The following is a 16,788-nucleotide window of genomic DNA, read 5'->3' as shown; positions in this document are numbered from 1 at the left end:
ATTTAACAAATATTTATTAACAGTTGATTAACTTTTACTTAGTAAAGGTCTCTACTATTTAATGCTGCATGGCACAAAGCCTCTGATAAAGCTAAAGCCATAAAAAAAGGAACAACTATGTTCCTTTTTAAAATTTAAGATTAGCCAATTAGCATATTAAGTTAACTTTTCAGTTAACCAAGGTGAAACACTCGCTAATGCACTTTTAATATTTTCCGGCTGATTACCGCCTGCTTGGGCCATATCTGGACGACCGCCTCCCTTGCCGCCTACTTGCTGTGCGACTAAGTTCACAAGTTCGCCCGCTTTAACGCTACCTACAAGATCTTTAGTAACACCTGCAATTAAACCGACTTTTCCTTCGTTAGCTGTTGCTAATATAACAATGCCTGAATTTAACTTCACTTTCAGTTCATCAAGCATGCTTCGTAAGTCTTTTGAAAGCACATTATCGAGCTCGGCAATCAAACACTTCACCCCATTAATTTCAATCGCCTGAGAGACAAGATCAGCGCCTGCTTGAGCAGCTAATTGTTGTTTCAATTGTGTAAATTCACGTTCTAATTGCTTATTACGGTTAACAAGTTGTTCAACTTTATCAATTACACTTCCAACATCACTTTTAACATAGTGTGCAATTGAAGCTAATGATTTTTCTTGATTATCAATATAATTTAATGCGGCTTCACCTGTAACCGCTTCAATTCTTCGAATACCTGCGGCTATGCCCGACTCAGAAGTGATTTTCAACAAACCGATTTCACCAGTGCTATTTACATGTACACCGCCACAAAGTTCTGTTGAAAAATCACCCAATGTAACAACACGCACTTCATCATCGTATTTCTCACCAAATAATGCCATTGCACCTTTAGCTTTCGCAGCATCTATTTGCATTAGTTCTGTATCACGCTTATGGTTTCGACGTATTTCATGATTAACCATACGTTCAACTTGTTTCAACTCGTCAGAGGTAACACCTTCAAAGTGTGAAAAATCAAAACGCAACTTTTCATTGTCGACTAATGAACCTTTTTGAGTAACATGATCACCCAGCACTGTTCTTAATGCCGCATGAAGTAAATGAGTAGCCGTATGATTTTTGATAATCGCTTGACGACGTTCAACATCAATGCATGCATTGACACGCGCATTCAACTGAATATTGGTTCTTGCAACGCCTTTATGTGCAAAAGCATGACCTACTTTTACGGTATCTTTAACCTCAAAGGTCCCATCTTTGGTCACTATAATTCCGCTGTCACCCACTTGCCCACCGGATTCAGCATAAAAAGGGGTATGATCAAGCACCACAACGCCTTGTTCACCATCAGCTAACTGGGAGGTACTTCCTTCATTATTAAACAGCTCTATAACCGTCGCTGAAAACTCACTATTGGTATAGCCTTTAAATGATGAGACTTTATCCGACTTGAGCTGCTCATTATAGTCTGTGCCAAATTGGCTCGCTTGTTGAGCACGTTCTCGCTGCTGCTGCATAGCAATGTCGAAACCATCATGATCAATTTTAAAGTCTCGCTCACGCGCAATATCAGCAGTTAAATCGGCTGGAAAACCATACGTATCATATAATTTAAAGACATCATCACCAGAAATTGTATCACCTTTTAATTGAGATAATATCTCTTCTAATAAAGCCATACCTCGATCAAGAGTACGACTAAATTGTTCTTCTTCAATACGTAATATTTTTTCAATAATAGGTTGTTGACTTACTAGCTCTGGGTAGGCTACTCCCATTTGTTTTACAAGTGATGCAACCAGTTGATGGAAAAAATGAGACTTAGCTTCAAGCTTATGACCATGACGAATAGCGCGGCGAATAATACGACGTAACACATAGCCACGGCCTTCATTTGATGGCATAACTCCATCAACAATTAGAAAACTACAAGATCTAATATGGTCTGCAATCACCCGTAAAGACTTATGTTCAAGATCGGTACAATTTAATAATTGAGCAGTATCTTTTATCAAATTTTGAAAAATATCGATTTCATAATTGCTATGAACACCTTGTAAAATTGCCGCAATTCGTTCTAAGCCCATACCAGTATCAACAGATGGCTTAGGTAATGGATTCATGGCACCATCAGCTTGACGATTAAACTGCATGAAAACGATATTCCAAATTTCAATGAAACGATCACCATCTTCATCTGGTGATCCTGGAGGACCACCAAAAATATGCTCTCCATGATCATAAAAAATTTCACTACACGGACCACAAGGGCCGGTATCCCCCATTGACCAAAAATTATCAGATTCATATTTTTTAGCTGAAGATTTATCGCCAATGCGTATTATTTTTTCTGCTGGTAAACCAATTTTATTAGCCCAAAGATCGTAAGCTTCATCATCAGTTTCATAAATAGTCACTAATAACTTTTCTTTTGGTAGGCCTAATACTTGTGTTAGAAATGTCCAAGCATAATCAATAGCTTCTTCTTTAAAGTAATCACCAAAACTAAAGTTACCGAGCATCTCAAAAAATGTATGATGACGCGCTGTATAACCTACATTTTCAAGATCATTATGTTTACCACCTGCACGTACACAACGTTGTGAAGATGTTGCACGTGTATAACTACGCTTATCAGCACCTAAAAATACATCTTTAAATTGCACCATACCGGCGTTAGTAAATAACAAAGTTGCATCGTTACCAGGAACAAGTGAACTGCTTGAAACAATTTGGTGCTGCTTAGTAGCAAAAAAATCTAAAAATGCCTGACGTAATTCGGCACTGGTTTTAATCATGGGCACTTCCATTCAAGTTAATTTTTAATCGGGTTAATTTTATCATTTATACTTCAGTTTTAATCGCTTGCATAATCTCATCACTTGAGAATCCTCGGTACTGAAGAAACCTTATTCTTTTGGCTTTATCTTTATTATCAATTACTGAACTTTTACCAAAGCGCTTATGGTAAGCTGTTTCTGCTTGTTGATACCAATCTATTGATAACTCTTGTTTCGCTAGCATAATAGTTGTGGTATCTAGCCCTTTCTGTTTCAGCTCATTCTCTATAAAGCGCCAACCATAGCCTTTATTAATCCGTTGACGAATAACGCTATCAGCAAATCGTTCATTACTGAGATAATTTTTTTCTAGTAAATAATCAATAATTTCGTCAAAATCTTCTGGTGGATAATCACGTAACAACAGCTTATTCTTTAATTCCTTTATAGAATGCTCTCGACGTGATAAAAGATCAACGGCAGTATGTAAAATGGCTTTATTCAAAAGAAAAAATATTATTGATAATTTAAGTGCGCTATTTTACCCATAAAGCAATAAAAATAACCAGTAAAACGGATTAATCAGAATAACTTTTTACTTTCGGTGACGATTCGAGCAAAATAGAATAAATTACCTGATAATCCATCTATAAAAACAGGGAAAAGTATGAAGGAACAGTTAAACCACCTTTATCGTTTTTTTATCTTGATAATATTAGCGATTACGTTACAAGCATGTGGCAGTGATACTCCAGATCCAAAAGCAGGTTTTTCAATATCTGCTGACACTAGTCGGATAAACTTTACCCACGAAGTTAATGAAGAATCGTCACAATCATTTTCAGTTTCTGTTAATTATACTGGCAATGGCTTACTACTGGGTTATGCCCCAGATATACAAGCCGTGCCTTGGTTAAAGTTCTACACAGAAAATGTCAGTGATACGTCTGCAACCGTTATCGTAGAGTTATCAAATATTGAAAACTATCCTGCTGATTTTTATCAAACCACCATACGACTATCCACAGGCGATGCTAACAGTGCAGCATTAGTCCACCATGATATTGATGTTTCTTTACTTATTTCCAATCTTTTAAGTTTTAGTGCAACACTAGGAGAGTCTGAAGTCTCGGCACAAACACTAGACTTAAGCTTAGATAGTGCAGATTGGACATTTAGTTCAGATGTTGATTGGTTAACAGTTGAGGCCTTAACTACTGAAGGTATAACCACACTCACAGTGGTACCTAATCTCAGCGAATTTACACAAGCAGGCTTATATCAGGGTAATATCACCATTACTGAAAACTCTAGTGGTGATATTGATACAATTCCTGTAGAACTAGGTATCGATAACCTATATCTAGTACCTAGTAAAACAACTATTTCATTCACTAAAACATTAAATATTCAGTCATTAGAACAAACGGTAAAAATAAGCACAAATAGTATTGATGCTGTAAATTGGCAAGCAAATAGTAATCAACCTTGGTTAATTATTAATAAATTAACAGCTGATAGCCTTCATATTTCGGTTGACCCAAGCATAATCCCTACTGATGAATTAAGCTCAGCCATAGTCAGCATTAATGCTATAGATAATCCCTTTGTTATTAACGCAGAAATACCAGTTTCACTTTACTTTAGTGAGTTAGAAACCAAAAACACAATTATTGAAGAAACAACTTTAAACAATAACGCCTTAATTTCTGCTATCGATAAACCTTACTTTTATACGTCAGTCGATAATGAATTGCGGACTTACCATCAATACACAGGCGAATTAATTGAAACACTTACCGTATCTCCTTCTGATAGTGTATTAGAACAATTAATTCTGCACCCAAATGGTAAAATCTTGCTTGCAAAAGCCGACGTTACCGTTACTAATGAGGATGAATCTACCACAACGACAACTCACCGATATAAGATTAATTTAGATAATAACAGTGCTATTGAATTATCAGAAACGACTATCGAATATGAACCATTAAAATTTGTAAGCTTTGCAGGCCGACACTTTGTTGTTACGCAAACATTGGAATTTGCCAACGAAAATTTAGAACGTCTTTTTTGGGATACAGAAAATATAACGGCAATTAGTAATGTCGATCAGGCCAGTGAAACTGAGGCCCTTTATGTTATAGACGCTTCAAACTCAACCTTTAAAAGAATAACGGCTCGAGTTAACGACTTCACAACAAGTAGAATTATTCCTGAAATATCAGCTGAGTATCGTCCTGAATCTTTACCTGAAAATGAAGTTATTGCCTCATTTATTGTAAGTGATGATGAAACATCCCTTTTTATGATAAACGATACGACTGAATGGATTACTTTTGATGGTGAAAACTACACTGATAAAGGCTTATTAACACAAGCAGAAAACAGTACAGCTTTAGCTGTTAATAAAGATAACCGTGGCAATATCGCATTTACACGCTTTGACCCTGCAGCGGGTATGGGCATGGTTGTTGATATTTATAATTTACAGGGTGAGCGTAAAAATACAATAGTCACAGGCGGGCAAGTATCACAAGCGACCGCTATCACCCATGATAATAAAAAAATAGTGCTTCAAACCAATACACAAGTTGAACTTATTAATTTAGATAACATTGCTATTTCTGACGCTAATCTAGAGTTTACTAGCACCTTTGGTGATACCACAATTAATGAACAAACAATTACTTTAGAAAATATAAGCGAAAATTGGCAAGCAACAAGCAATGCCAGTTGGTTAATTTTAACTCCAAACCTTCAAGATGAAGACATAAGTTTAACAGTTGAAATTGATACTGCTCAAATCAGTAATTGGGGATTATTTACAGGTGTGATCAGCATTTTAGATCTTGATTCCGGTGATAATATCCAAGTGGTGGTTACCTTAGCTATTGATGAAGTAAGGCTGTTTGCAAATTACCCTGCTTTGGCTTTTGACCAACAAGCAGATCGTTCTTTACTGACGCAAACAGTCACAGTACAAACGAATAAAGTATCTAATATACCATGGCAAGCAACCACCAATAGTAGTTGGATAACGCTTAATGAAAACCTTAACGACAATACATTAACTGTGACTGTAGATCCAAATATGGTGACAAATAATGGTACACACTACGGTGAAATAATTTTATCGCCAACTTCTATCGATGAGAGCTTGTCTGGAAAAATATCCGTAAGCTTTACTAAAGGCGACTATGATAGTACGCAGCAATCGGAGATCAGTATTGAAGGTGTTACCCCAAATACCCTTGGTGTCACCTTAGATCCGCTTCGCCCATACATTTATGTTGCTCAATTAGACAAAATAGATGTTTATAATTTGATTGACGGCAATAAAGTAACTTCAATCAGTTCTCCTTTAGCCAATATTGAACTAACCAATCTGGTGATTCACCCTGATGGCTCAATAATGTTAGCTTCTAATGTAGAAACTTATCTAGATGATGAAGGCGTAGAACAAACCAAAGTTAACCATTATCAGATCGATCTAACTGACTTCAGTATTAGTCAATTAGATAGTGAATTAATAGATTTAAGTTATCGCCCTAATAAAATAATTGTTGTTGATGGAAAAGCGATTGTTGTTAGTCAAGCGATGGAATATGCCAACATGGCACTTGAAGTTCAATTTTGGGACACTAGCAATGCATTTCTAACGACAACAATGCATAAAGTTCCTAATAAAAATAGCTTACTAGCTTATAACGGTAATATTACATCGATTATAGATAATGATATTTCTATAAATGTTTTTGCTGAAAAGATGATAAATGCTACAACGGTTGCCGCTTATACAAACATTAACTTTTTAACCTACGGCTTACCAAATATCACAACCAGCACCGATGGAACGCAATTATATACAGCAAACCTAGGAAGTGAATGGGCAACCTTAACAAATGAGGCCTATAGTGATAATGGGGTTTTACCTTCGTTTCAAACAGTCTCTACCATTACAGTGGTTACTGACAGTGCTGATAATAGCTACGTTTATCGTAAAAGCTTTATAAATGGTTATGGTGAAGCACATACGTTAACGCAATATGACAGTCAGCAACAGCAACTTGATTACTCTGCTTATACATCAGGTTCAAATAACGCATTTATTTCACCAACGTATCATCGATTGATACATTTTGTTGATGATAAGTTAGTGATGGACTTTATGCAGTAATCACCGTTAGCATTAACAAGTAACATAAAAAAACGCCACTTCTGTGGCGTTTTTTTATGTTACTTAATTGGATACGATTACAATAAATAGAGCAAACGCTATATAAGCTCAAGCTCTATTTGCTTCTGTTCACTCATTGCTACATCACCTAAGCCAATATGAACACCGATTAGCCTTACTGATTTACCATTTCCTCTGCTTAATGCTGCTTCTAATAATGAGGAAAAAATATCATCATCGTAACATGTGTGTCTAAGTTCTTTTGTGGTTTGATGAAAATCCTGAAATTTGACTTTAACTCCCAATTTACTAATGTCTCGATTAACTAAATATTTATTGGCTCGCTTTTTAAGCTCTGGTATTAACTTTTCATGCATATAACGACTCAGTTCGTCGATATCGGAAATATCATGCAAAAATGTGCGTTCTACACCAACTGATTTTCGTATACGGGTGGTTTCTACAGCTCTATTGTCTATGCCATGACACTTTTGCCATAACGACTTTCCTAACTTTCCAAATTTTAGCTGTAAAAAACGTTCATCTGCGGCAATGATGTCATTTCCAGTTTCAAAACCGTTAACTTTTAATTTTTCAAAAGTCACTTTACCTACCCCAGGAATTTTATTTAATGGCATGCTTTTAATAAAAAGTGAAATATCTTTGGGGGCGATTACATATTGTCCGTTAGGCTTATTTAAATCAGAGGCAACTTTTGCTAAATATTTAATGGGTGCAATACCCGCTGAAGCCGTTAAATTAAGCTCTTGGAAGATCGCTTTTCTAATATCCTCAGCGATAAGGGTTGCCGAGCCATTAAATAATGTGCAATCTGAAACATCTAAATAAGCTTCGTCAAGTGATAGGGGTTCAATTTTATCAGTGTAACGCTCAAAGATCTCTCTAAGGTGAGCACTGATTGACTTATATACTTCCATTCTGCCAGGAATAATCACAAGGTTAGGGCATTTCCTTAGTGCGACACTATTAGGCATCGCTGAACGTACGCCATATTCTCGCGCTTTATAGTTACATGTTGATAACACCCCTCTTGTATTTGCCTTTCCACCGACAGCGACTGGTTTGCCAGCTAAATCAGGGTTGTCTCGTATTTCAACCGAAACATAAAAAGCATCCATATCAACATGTATTATTTTTCGTAGTTGACTCATAAAAAATCAAAATAAAATACTGTATATAAAAACAGTTTACATCTTTTTAATTTAATTTCAAATACAAACTATTCTTCACTTTTAAAGCCTAATCAGTTAGTTTGTATCTGAAATTTATTATTCCATAACAGAACACCTATGCTTAAAAACTCTTTTTTAATTAATATATTAGCTGTATTACTTTTCTTTATAACCGCCAATGCTAATGCGCATATCACTAACAATACTAATGCCACATTAAATATATTAGCCAATAGCAAATATGATCTATCAATACATGTCGATATTTTACATATAGTAAAAGATAAACTTGCTTTTCAAGAAGGTGATGCTGAGCTAATTGAACATTTGTCTTCTTTTTCCTTAATTGAAACTAAACGACTACTTGATTCAATTCGACAATCTATACAACAACATAGTTTTATTTTTTTTGATGAAAATAAATACGCTATCCCTGCTTTATCAGGGTTAAGTGTTGCTGAATTTAAGCAGTTGTTAACTCATCTAAATTTTCAATCTTTACCACTAACTTTAGTAGGAGATATTCCTATTAATACTCAAAAAGTTGCAATAAGTTTTGCACCTGAGTTAGGTAATGTAATATTAACCGTTGCTAAGCCATATAAAAACTTAGTCGAAACGCATAGTCGTAGCCAAGATATTTATATAAATAACACTCATAAGCCAAATGAAACTAATGACATGGTTATAAGCCAATTCGATACTTTTACTGAGTTCCTATATCAAGGGTATGTGCACATAGTGCCTAAAGGTTTAGATCATATTTTGTTTGTACTCGCACTTTTTTTATTAGCGCGAAAAACATCAACACTACTTTGGCAAATAAGCGTTTTTACTCTTGCTCACACTATTACCTTAGCTCTAGGGATATTTGACATTATTAATATTCCCAGTAGCTTTGTAGAGCCTTTAATTGCATTATCTATTGCTTATGTTGCCATCGAAAATATTTTTCAACAAAAACTCACCCGAGCGCGACTCCCTATTATATTCGCTTTTGGTTTATTGCATGGATTAGGGTTTGCTTCTGTACTATTAGAGTTAGGACTACAGCCGCAGCAATTTATTACCAGCTTAATTGCTTTTAATATAGGAGTTGAAATAGGGCAATTAAGCGTGATACTAGTTGCTTTCAGTCTGTTATGTTGGTTTTATAAAAAAGATTGGTATCAACGGAGAATAGTTATGCCAATGAGCATTGTTATCGCGCTCATCGGTGTATATTGGTTTATCGAAAGAGCCTTATAATAAATTCAACAAAAAAGCCGCTAACTCGCGGCTTTATTCTTACGATAGAAAACTTAAATGTTTTTAATTGATATCTGATCTTTTTCAGCAGCTACACGTTCTCTTTCTTGGCGCTTTTCACATGGTTTATCGCAGTTACATGCTTTTTCTATACCTATAGAACCTAAGCCACCACAACTGCCTGCTAATGTTTTATTTTGGACAATATAACCAATCCCCATTGCTACAGCAATGACCAAAAAGAAACCTAAAGTTAGTAAAAAAATTGTCATGACAAAACCCTACCTTAAATATTGCATGAATTTTACAGAAGTATGCTCAACAAAGCCAACTTCTGATTTAGCAATAATATAAGCTGCTAAGTCATGCTTGTGTGCAAATGCAATCGCCTTTTCTTCTCCCATAACCATCATAGCTGTAGATAAACCATCAGCAGTCATAGAAGACGGATGAATAACAGTGACTGAAACCAACTTATGGTTAATCGGTTTTCCTGTACTAGGGTCAATAATGTGCGAAAAACGCTGCCCATCAACTTCATAATAATTACGATAGTCACCTGAAGTTGCAACAGCATTATCTTTAGGCACGATAATTTGCTGTACTGCACGCTCTTCACTTACTGGCTTTTCAATAGCGATATGCCAAAGTTCGCCCGTATGCTTGAAGCCTTTCAAACGCATTTCACCGCCTATTTCAACTAAATAGTTGTGAATACCATGGCTTTCAATGAGCTCTGCTACAATATCTACGCCGTAACCTTTTGCAATAGTTGATAAATCGACATAAAGATCAGCATTTCTTTTAGTAAGCTTGTTTTCATCTAAAGATAACTTATCTAAACCAACTCGTTGGCGTGCTAATTCAAGTGTTTCATCAGTAGGAATATTCTCTGGTCTGTATTCAGGTCCAAAACCCCATAAATTAACTAGAGGGCCCACAGTGACATCTAACTTGCCATCACTTAGCTTGCCTAGTCTTATTGCCTCTTTAATAACACGTGAGAGGCCCTGTGACATTTCAACAGGCTCTAAAGAGTCTGAGGAATTGAATAGGGATAATTCAGAGTCAGGAATATAAGTCGACATTTCCTGATTTACTTGCTTCAACTCAGCGTCAATCAGTTGCTGAAGGTTTTCAGTGTCGGTTGCATTAGGATCAACAACAATTTTAATATTATAAGTTGTTCCCATAGTTTTACCTTGCAATAACAACTCTTGTTTTACATTGTCGTTACTCGGAAAACAGCCTGAGAGAGTTATAAATAATAGACATATTCCAATAAACTTTATTTGCTTCATGTTAATTACTTCCGAAAATTTTATTTATCTAAATAACCTAGTGTTAGGTGCTACAGGCAATTTTCAATTTCAACCATCACCAGCCAGCTTTGTTTTGTATTTTCTTAGTAACTCTTAAAATCCAAGTTATTTAGATAAATAAAAGGTGACCTAAGTCACCTTTTATATGCAGTTAATATTTAAATCTAGCGTAGTAAATTACTTGTTAATCATAGTAGAAATACTGAGTAACGGTAAAAATACTATCAAAAAATATTATCCGCCAAAGTCATCAAGTAGGATGTTCTCTTCTTCCACACCTAACTCTTTTAACATATGAATAACAGCAGCATTCATCATTGGTGGACCACACATATAGTATTCACAATCTTCAGGGGCTTCATGGTCTTTCAAGTATTGTTCATAAAGTACATTATGAATAAACCCAGTTAAACCATCCCAATTATCTTCAGGTTGCGGATCAGATAATGCTACATGCCACTCAAAGTTATCATTTTCAGCAGCAAGCATGTTGTAATCGTCTTCATAGAACATTTCACGTAAAGAACGAGCACCATACCAAAAGCTCATTTTACGCTTAGAATGAAGTCGTTTAAGCTGATCAAAAATATGTGAACGCATTGGCGCCATGCCAGCACCACCACCAATAAAAACCATTTCAGCGTCGGTATCTTTAGCGAAAAACTCACCGAACGGGCCTGAAATTGTCACTTTATCACCTGGCTTTAAGCTGAATATATATGACGACATTTTACCAGCAGGCAAATGTAATTTACCTGGTGGTGGTGTCGCAATACGCACGTTCAGCATAATAATGCCCTCTTCCAATGGATAGTTCGCCATTGAATATGCACGTAACGTTGGCGTATCAACTTTAGATTCTACATCAAAAAAGCCAAAGTGCTCCCAGTCACCACGATATTGTTCATCAATATCAAAGTCTTTATATTTAATATCATAAGCGGGGGCTTCAATTTGAATGTAGCCACCTGCACGGAAAGGTACTGATTCACCATCAGGAATTTTTAGTTTTAATTCTTTAATGAAAGTCGCTTTGTTATCGTTAGAGATAACTTCACATTCCCATTGCTGAACACCAAAAATTTCGTCTTCAAGTTCAATATCCATGTCTTGCTTAACAGCTACTTGACATGACAAACGACAACCTTCCTTCGCTTCACGTTTAGTAATATGCCCCATTTCAGTAGGTAGAATATCACCACCACCTGAATGAATATGTACACGACATTGGCCACATGTACCGCCACCGCCACATGCTGATGGTATAAAAATACCTTTATCAGCAAGTGCGCCTAATAACTTGCCACCTGCAGAAGTCGTAACTGCTTTTTCTGGGTCGCCATTGATTGAGATAGTTACGTCACCGTCTGCTACCAATTTTGATTTAGCAAATAAAATTACTAATACCAAAACTAATACGATCGCAGTGAACATTCCTACGCCGAGAATTATTTCCATCGACTTATCCTTTGCACTTCTTGTGAGAAGACACTTAATGAGTATCTTCTACGTTAATCTTATTATAACGAAATACCACCGAAAGAAAGAAAGCCAAAAGCCATCAATCCTGCAGTAATAAACGTAATACCCAAACCTTTTAAGCCATCTGGCACGTCAGAATATTTCATCTTTTCGCGGAGGCCTGCTAATAATACAATCGCAAGTGCCCAACCCACACCAGAGCCAATACCGTAAACTACTGATTCTCCTAGCGTTAAGTTTTTCGCAACCATAAAAGATACGGCACCAAAAATTGCACAGTTTACAGTGATAAGTGGTAAGAAAATACCTAGTGCTTGGTAAAGCGCAGGGAAGTATTTATCTAACACCATTTCAAGGATTTGTACTAATGCCGCAATAACACCAATGAAGGTAATAAACGACAAAAAGCTAAGATCGATTGATTCTTTCGGATCAGTTATACCTAATAGACTATCTAACGCGCCTGGAGCAAGTATGCTTTGGTAGATAATTTGGTTTGCTGGTACAGCCAAACCAAGTACAACAATAACGGCAACACCCAATCCCATTGCAGTACTTACTTTTTTAGACACAGCTAAAAATGTACACATACCTAGGAAGAACGATAGAGCAATATTCTCTATAAAAACCGTTTTAATAAATATACTAAGATAATGTTCCATGACTTAATCCTTCTCTACTTGAGCAGGTTTCCACTGGCGAATACCCCAGATGATTAAACCAATGATGAAGAAAGAACTAAATGGCAATACAAGTAAGCCATTTGCTTGATACCATCCATCGTTTTGAATTAATGGTAATATTTCAAAACCAAACAAAGTACCAAAACCTAATAGTTCACGGAAAAATGCAACTGTGATTAAAATAGCGCCGTAACCTAAACCATTACCAACACCATCTAGAAAACTCACACCTGGCTTTTCTTTCATCGCAAATGCTTCTGCACGTCCCATAACAATACAGTTGGTGATAATCAAACCAACAAATACTGATAGCTCTTTCGATAGCTGATAAGAAAATGCTTTAAGCACTTGGTCAACAACAATTACTAAAGAAGCGATTATCGCCATTTGTACAATGATTCGAACACTAGAAGGAATATGATTACGAATAATTGAAATAAACAAGTTAGAAAAAGCAGTTACCAAAATAACAGCTATACTCATAACAATAGCGTTCGCCATTGAACTTGTTACGGCAAGTGCCGAACATATACCTAATACTTGAAGTGCAATCGGGTTATTATCAACAATTGGACTCGTTAATACTTTTTTCGCATCTGAAGACATTAGTTCAGCCCTCCACGATTTTTAGTAATGAAAGGACCATAACCTTCCTCACCTAACCAAAAATGTAATGTATTTTCAACGCCACGACTTGTTAAGGTTGCACCTGACAATGCATCAACGGCATGAATGTCGCCTTTTTTAGCGCCACCCTTAACTATTTTAATCGCAACATCACCTTGCTCATCAAACATTTTTTTATCTGGCCATAAAGCTTTCCATTTAGGATTCATAACTTCAGCCCCTAAGCCCGGAGTTTCCTTATGATCAGAATAAACAACGCTTCTAACAGTGTTTAAATCAGATTCTAAACCAACATAACCATACATGAGATCCCACAAACCAGAACCCACAATAGGTAGTACTACAGTTTGAACTTTACCTGCCTCATCATGCACTAAATAAACTACTGCATTATGTGAACGACGGTTAATGCCCGCTATATCGTTCTCAGGTTTTTCTGATTTAGTCGCATCACGTGAGTTACGTCTTTCATCAAATAACAGTGGATCTCCTTCAATATAGTCACCACTATCAAGATCAATCATTTTAGCTTCAACAAACTTATTGAACGTTCCAACAATATCTTTGCCGGCAACGTCTAATAAATTAGCAGCTTCCAATATCTTAGTTTGTTGATCTAATAACTTATTCGCTACTTGCTTTTCTTTAAGCATAACAGCTGAAAAAGACACTAATGCAGCACAAACTAAACAGACTGCAAATACAAAACCAACTGTTTTGCCAAACGATTCTTTATTACTGGACATTACGAGCAAGCCTCCGTTTGATGTTGCTTTGCACTACAAAGTAGTCAAACAACGGTGCGAACAAGTTAGCAAATAAAATAGCTAGCATCATACCTTCAGGGAACGCTGGGTTAACAACACGTACCAAAACCACCATGATTCCAACAAGTGCACCAAACCAGTATTTACCGGTATTGGTAAATGATGCTGAAACCGGATCTGTTGCCATGAACATCATACCAAAAGCAAAACCGCCAACAACTAAGTGCCAATGCCAAGGCATCGCAAACATAGCATTAGTATCACTGCCAATAGCATTAAATAGCATAGAGGTAACTACCATACCACCAAACACACCCAAAACGATGCGCCATGAAGCAATTCCTTTATACAGTATATATGCACCACCTAGGAGAATTGCTGCGGTAGATACTTCACCAACAGAACCAGGGATAAAGCCCCAGAATGCATTCCACCAATCGGCATTCATACTGTAATCAATAGTACCAGGAACAGCTAAAGCCCCCTGTGCAAGTGCTGTAGCGCCTGAGAAACCATCAACAGCTACCCAAACCGCGTCACCAGAAATTTGTGCAGGGTATGCAAAAAATAAAAATGCACGACCCGCTAACGCAGGGTTTAAGAAGTTTTTACCTGTTCCACCAAATATTTCTTTGGCAATAACAACACCAAAAGTAATACCGATAGCAACTTGCCATAATGGAATGGTTGCTGGAACAATTAAAGCAAACAAGATAGAACTAACAAAGAAGCCTTCGTTTACTTCATGTTTACGTACAGCAGCAAATAATACTTCCCAAAATCCACCGACAATAAAGGTTGTTGCATAAATAGGTAAGAAGAAACATGCGCCGTATAGCATCATGGTAAACCAGCCAGCGTTGGCAGTAAGCTCACCACCTAACATAGAGAACAAGCCAACTTGCCATGAATCTGGTAAAGCATAACCAGCAGCTAACGCTTCTGTTGCTTGAAACCCAATGTTATACATACCGAAAAACATTGCTGGAAATACCGCTAACCACACTGTGATCATGATACGTTTTAAGTCAATGCTGTCACGAATATGTGTTTTACCCTTAGTCACATAACCAGGAGTAAATAGACCAGTAGCGACCGCTTCATATAATGCGAACCACTTCTCGTGTTTGCCACCCTTTTCAAAATGTGGCTCTATATCTTCAATAAACTTTTTCAAGCCCATGACTAACCTTCCTTCTCAATTATGGTTAGGCAATCACGAAGTAATATGCCGTAATCTGTTTTGCCTGGGCAAACAAATGTACATAAGGCTAAATCTTCTTCGTCAAGCTCTAAGGCACCAAGTTGTTGCGCACTGTCAGTATCACCGGCAGCTAAATCACGCAAAAACATGGTCGGTAAAATATCTAACGGCATGACACGTTCGTAGTTACCAATAGGTACCATCGCTCGTGAACTACCATTAGTAGTCGTTGTCATCTTAAATAACTTACTTGGGAACAAGTGAGACATATAAGCACGTGTTACAGAGAACTTATTAGGTCCTGGATACATGTATCCGATAAACTCTTTTTCACGGCCTTCAAGTAATAAACTTACTTGCACGTGATAACGTCCTAAATAGCTATGTACATTTTTTGCTGTTTGTCCTTGTAATAAAGACCCTGAAACCGCACGAATCTCTCCGTCAACAGTTTCATCAGCAATTAAATTACTAATATTAGCCCCTAGCGTAGTACGAACTAAGCGCGGATTTAAAGCCGCTGGACCTGCAAGTGAAATCACTCGCATATTATCAATTTCACCAGTGGTGAAGAGCTTACCAAATGCAATAACATCTTGGTAATTCAAATGCCACATTACGCGCTCAGCACTAGCTGATTTTAAAAAGTGAATGTGTGTGCCCACTAGACCGGCAGGATGTTTTCCTGCAAATTCAGTGACTACTGCATTGGCAGCAACAGGAATATTAGCCCCAGGTGCTTTTGATACAAAAACTTCACCTTCAGTTAAACGGCTTAATACAGTTAAACCATTTTGAAAGGCTTCGCCTTGCTCATTGATAATAACTTCAGGATCAGCCGCTAATGGATTAGTATCCATCGCACTAATGAAGATTGCTGAAGGAGTTGAATCAATTGCTGGTATTTTGCTATACGGGCGTGTACGTAACGCTGTCCATAAACCAGATTTGACAAGAGTATTAACAACAGTATCGCGAGATAAAGATGCTAATTCATTAGCAGGGTAGCTAGTAAAGGTTTCTTGTTCATTGCCATCTATTTCAATAACAACGGACTGCAAAACACGTTTTTCACCACGGTTAATCTCAGTTACCACACCGGCTGCTTGAGCTGTGAACATAACGCCAGGGTTCTTTTTGTCTTCAAAAATAGCCTGACCTTTTTTAACACGATCGCCTACTTTAACAAACATAGTCGGACGCATTCCCACAAACTCTTCACCTAGTGTTGCAACGCTTTTGATGGCAGAACCATCATGGATTACCTGCTGGGGAGTGCCACTAACAGGGACATCCAGACCTTTTTTTATTGTAATCAT

13 protein-coding genes are annotated in these 16,788 nt (G+C 36.9%); 2 read left to right on the top strand and 11 right to left on the bottom strand.

Features of this window, described 5'->3' with window-relative positions; genetic code table 11:
* Positions 1–156: 156 nt before the first annotated feature.
* Positions 157–2,781: an alanine--tRNA ligase gene (gene alaS / locus IE155_RS07900; protein ID WP_189377704.1), complete on the bottom strand. Its 2,625-nt coding sequence runs from the start codon at positions 2,779–2,781 to the stop codon at positions 157–159.
* A gap of 46 nt (positions 2,782–2,827) precedes the next feature.
* A complete protein-coding gene (locus IE155_RS07895) occupies positions 2,828–3,268 on the bottom strand; it encodes a regulatory protein RecX (RefSeq protein ID WP_189377703.1) in 441 nt (146 codons plus the stop codon).
* Between the two features lie 162 nt (positions 3,269–3,430).
* On the opposite strand from IE155_RS07895, the gene IE155_RS07890 reads away from it, so the two are divergent.
* Complete coding sequence (locus IE155_RS07890; protein ID WP_189377702.1) at positions 3,431–6,943, top strand: BACON domain-containing protein; 3,513 nt, start codon at positions 3,431–3,433, stop codon at positions 6,941–6,943.
* 98 nt (positions 6,944–7,041) lie between these two features.
* On the opposite strand, the gene dinB is transcribed toward IE155_RS07890, so the two are convergent.
* Complete coding sequence (gene dinB, locus IE155_RS07885) at positions 7,042–8,115, bottom strand: DNA polymerase IV (protein ID WP_189377701.1); 1,074 nt, start codon at positions 8,113–8,115, stop codon at positions 7,042–7,044.
* 138 nt (positions 8,116–8,253) lie between these two features.
* On the opposite strand from dinB, the gene IE155_RS17935 reads away from it, so the two are divergent.
* A complete protein-coding gene (locus tag IE155_RS17935) occupies positions 8,254–9,384 on the top strand; it encodes a HupE/UreJ family protein (protein WP_229817147.1) in 1,131 nt (376 codons plus the stop codon).
* A gap of 53 nt (positions 9,385–9,437) precedes the next feature.
* Here IE155_RS17935 and nqrM read toward each other — a convergent pair whose 3' ends face one another.
* The 8 genes from nqrM to IE155_RS07840 form a co-directional block, all read right to left on the bottom strand.
* Positions 9,438–9,656, bottom strand: a complete 219-nt coding sequence (gene nqrM / locus IE155_RS07875; protein WP_189377700.1) for a (Na+)-NQR maturation NqrM — start codon at positions 9,654–9,656, stop codon at positions 9,438–9,440.
* 9 nt (positions 9,657–9,665) lie between these two features.
* Positions 9,666–10,685 carry an FAD:protein FMN transferase gene (locus IE155_RS07870; RefSeq protein WP_189377699.1) on the bottom strand — a complete coding sequence of 340 codons (1,020 nt, stop codon included), beginning with the start codon at positions 10,683–10,685 and terminating at the stop codon, positions 9,666–9,668.
* Positions 10,686–10,940: 255 nt separating this feature from the next.
* Positions 10,941–12,164: an NADH:ubiquinone reductase (Na(+)-transporting) subunit F gene (gene nqrF, locus IE155_RS07865; protein WP_189377698.1), complete on the bottom strand. Its 1,224-nt coding sequence runs from the start codon at positions 12,162–12,164 to the stop codon at positions 10,941–10,943.
* A 62-nt stretch (positions 12,165–12,226) separates the two neighbouring features.
* Positions 12,227–12,850, bottom strand: a complete 624-nt coding sequence (gene nqrE, locus IE155_RS07860; protein ID WP_189377697.1) for an NADH:ubiquinone reductase (Na(+)-transporting) subunit E — start codon at positions 12,848–12,850, stop codon at positions 12,227–12,229.
* Between the two features lie 3 nt (positions 12,851–12,853).
* Positions 12,854–13,477: an NADH:ubiquinone reductase (Na(+)-transporting) subunit D gene (locus IE155_RS07855; protein WP_189377696.1), complete on the bottom strand. Its 624-nt coding sequence runs from the start codon at positions 13,475–13,477 to the stop codon at positions 12,854–12,856.
* Complete coding sequence (locus IE155_RS07850) at positions 13,477–14,244, bottom strand: Na(+)-translocating NADH-quinone reductase subunit C (protein ID WP_189377695.1); 768 nt, start codon at positions 14,242–14,244, stop codon at positions 13,477–13,479. Before IE155_RS07850 ends, IE155_RS07855 begins: the two co-directional genes overlap by 1 nt.
* Positions 14,234–15,448 carry an NADH:ubiquinone reductase (Na(+)-transporting) subunit B gene (locus IE155_RS07845; RefSeq protein WP_189377694.1) on the bottom strand — a complete coding sequence of 405 codons (1,215 nt, stop codon included), beginning with the start codon at positions 15,446–15,448 and terminating at the stop codon, positions 14,234–14,236. Before IE155_RS07845 ends, IE155_RS07850 begins: the two co-directional genes overlap by 11 nt.
* A gap of 2 nt (positions 15,449–15,450) precedes the next feature.
* Positions 15,451–16,788: a Na(+)-translocating NADH-quinone reductase subunit A gene (locus IE155_RS07840; RefSeq protein WP_189377693.1), complete on the bottom strand. Its 1,338-nt coding sequence runs from the start codon at positions 16,786–16,788 to the stop codon at positions 15,451–15,453.

Origin of the sequence: Thalassotalea profundi (assembly GCF_014653195.1) — a bacterium.
GTDB lineage: Bacteria > Pseudomonadota > Gammaproteobacteria > Enterobacterales > Alteromonadaceae > Thalassotalea_B > Thalassotalea_B profundi.
The sequence above is the reverse complement of the archived record's forward strand: the minus strand, read 5'-3'. Positions and strand labels throughout refer to the sequence as shown.

Excerpts from the sequence above, each read along its gene's own strand:
- alaS (WP_189377704.1), bottom strand. The coding sequence starts at position 2,781 with ATGATTAAAACCAGTGCCGAATTACGTCAGGCATTTTTAGATTTTTTT.
- IE155_RS07890 (WP_189377702.1), top strand. The coding sequence starts at position 3,431 with ATGAAGGAACAGTTAAACCACCTTTATCGTTTTTTTATCTTGATAATA.
- dinB (WP_189377701.1), bottom strand. The coding sequence starts at position 8,115 with ATGAGTCAACTACGAAAAATAATACATGTTGATATGGATGCTTTTTAT.
- IE155_RS17935 (WP_229817147.1), top strand. The coding sequence starts at position 8,254 with ATGCTTAAAAACTCTTTTTTAATTAATATATTAGCTGTATTACTTTTC.
- nqrM (WP_189377700.1), bottom strand. The coding sequence starts at position 9,656 with ATGACAATTTTTTTACTAACTTTAGGTTTCTTTTTGGTCATTGCTGTA.
- IE155_RS07870 (WP_189377699.1), bottom strand. The coding sequence starts at position 10,685 with ATGAAGCAAATAAAGTTTATTGGAATATGTCTATTATTTATAACTCTC.
- nqrF (WP_189377698.1), bottom strand. The coding sequence starts at position 12,164 with ATGGAAATAATTCTCGGCGTAGGAATGTTCACTGCGATCGTATTAGTT.
- nqrE (WP_189377697.1), bottom strand. The coding sequence starts at position 12,850 with ATGGAACATTATCTTAGTATATTTATTAAAACGGTTTTTATAGAGAAT.
- IE155_RS07855 (WP_189377696.1), bottom strand. The coding sequence starts at position 13,477 with ATGTCTTCAGATGCGAAAAAAGTATTAACGAGTCCAATTGTTGATAAT.
- IE155_RS07850 (WP_189377695.1), bottom strand. The coding sequence starts at position 14,244 with ATGTCCAGTAATAAAGAATCGTTTGGCAAAACAGTTGGTTTTGTATTT.
- IE155_RS07845 (WP_189377694.1), bottom strand. The coding sequence starts at position 15,448 with ATGGGCTTGAAAAAGTTTATTGAAGATATAGAGCCACATTTTGAAAAG.
- IE155_RS07840 (WP_189377693.1), bottom strand. The coding sequence starts at position 16,788 with ATGATTACAATAAAAAAAGGTCTGGATGTCCCTGTTAGTGGCACTCCC.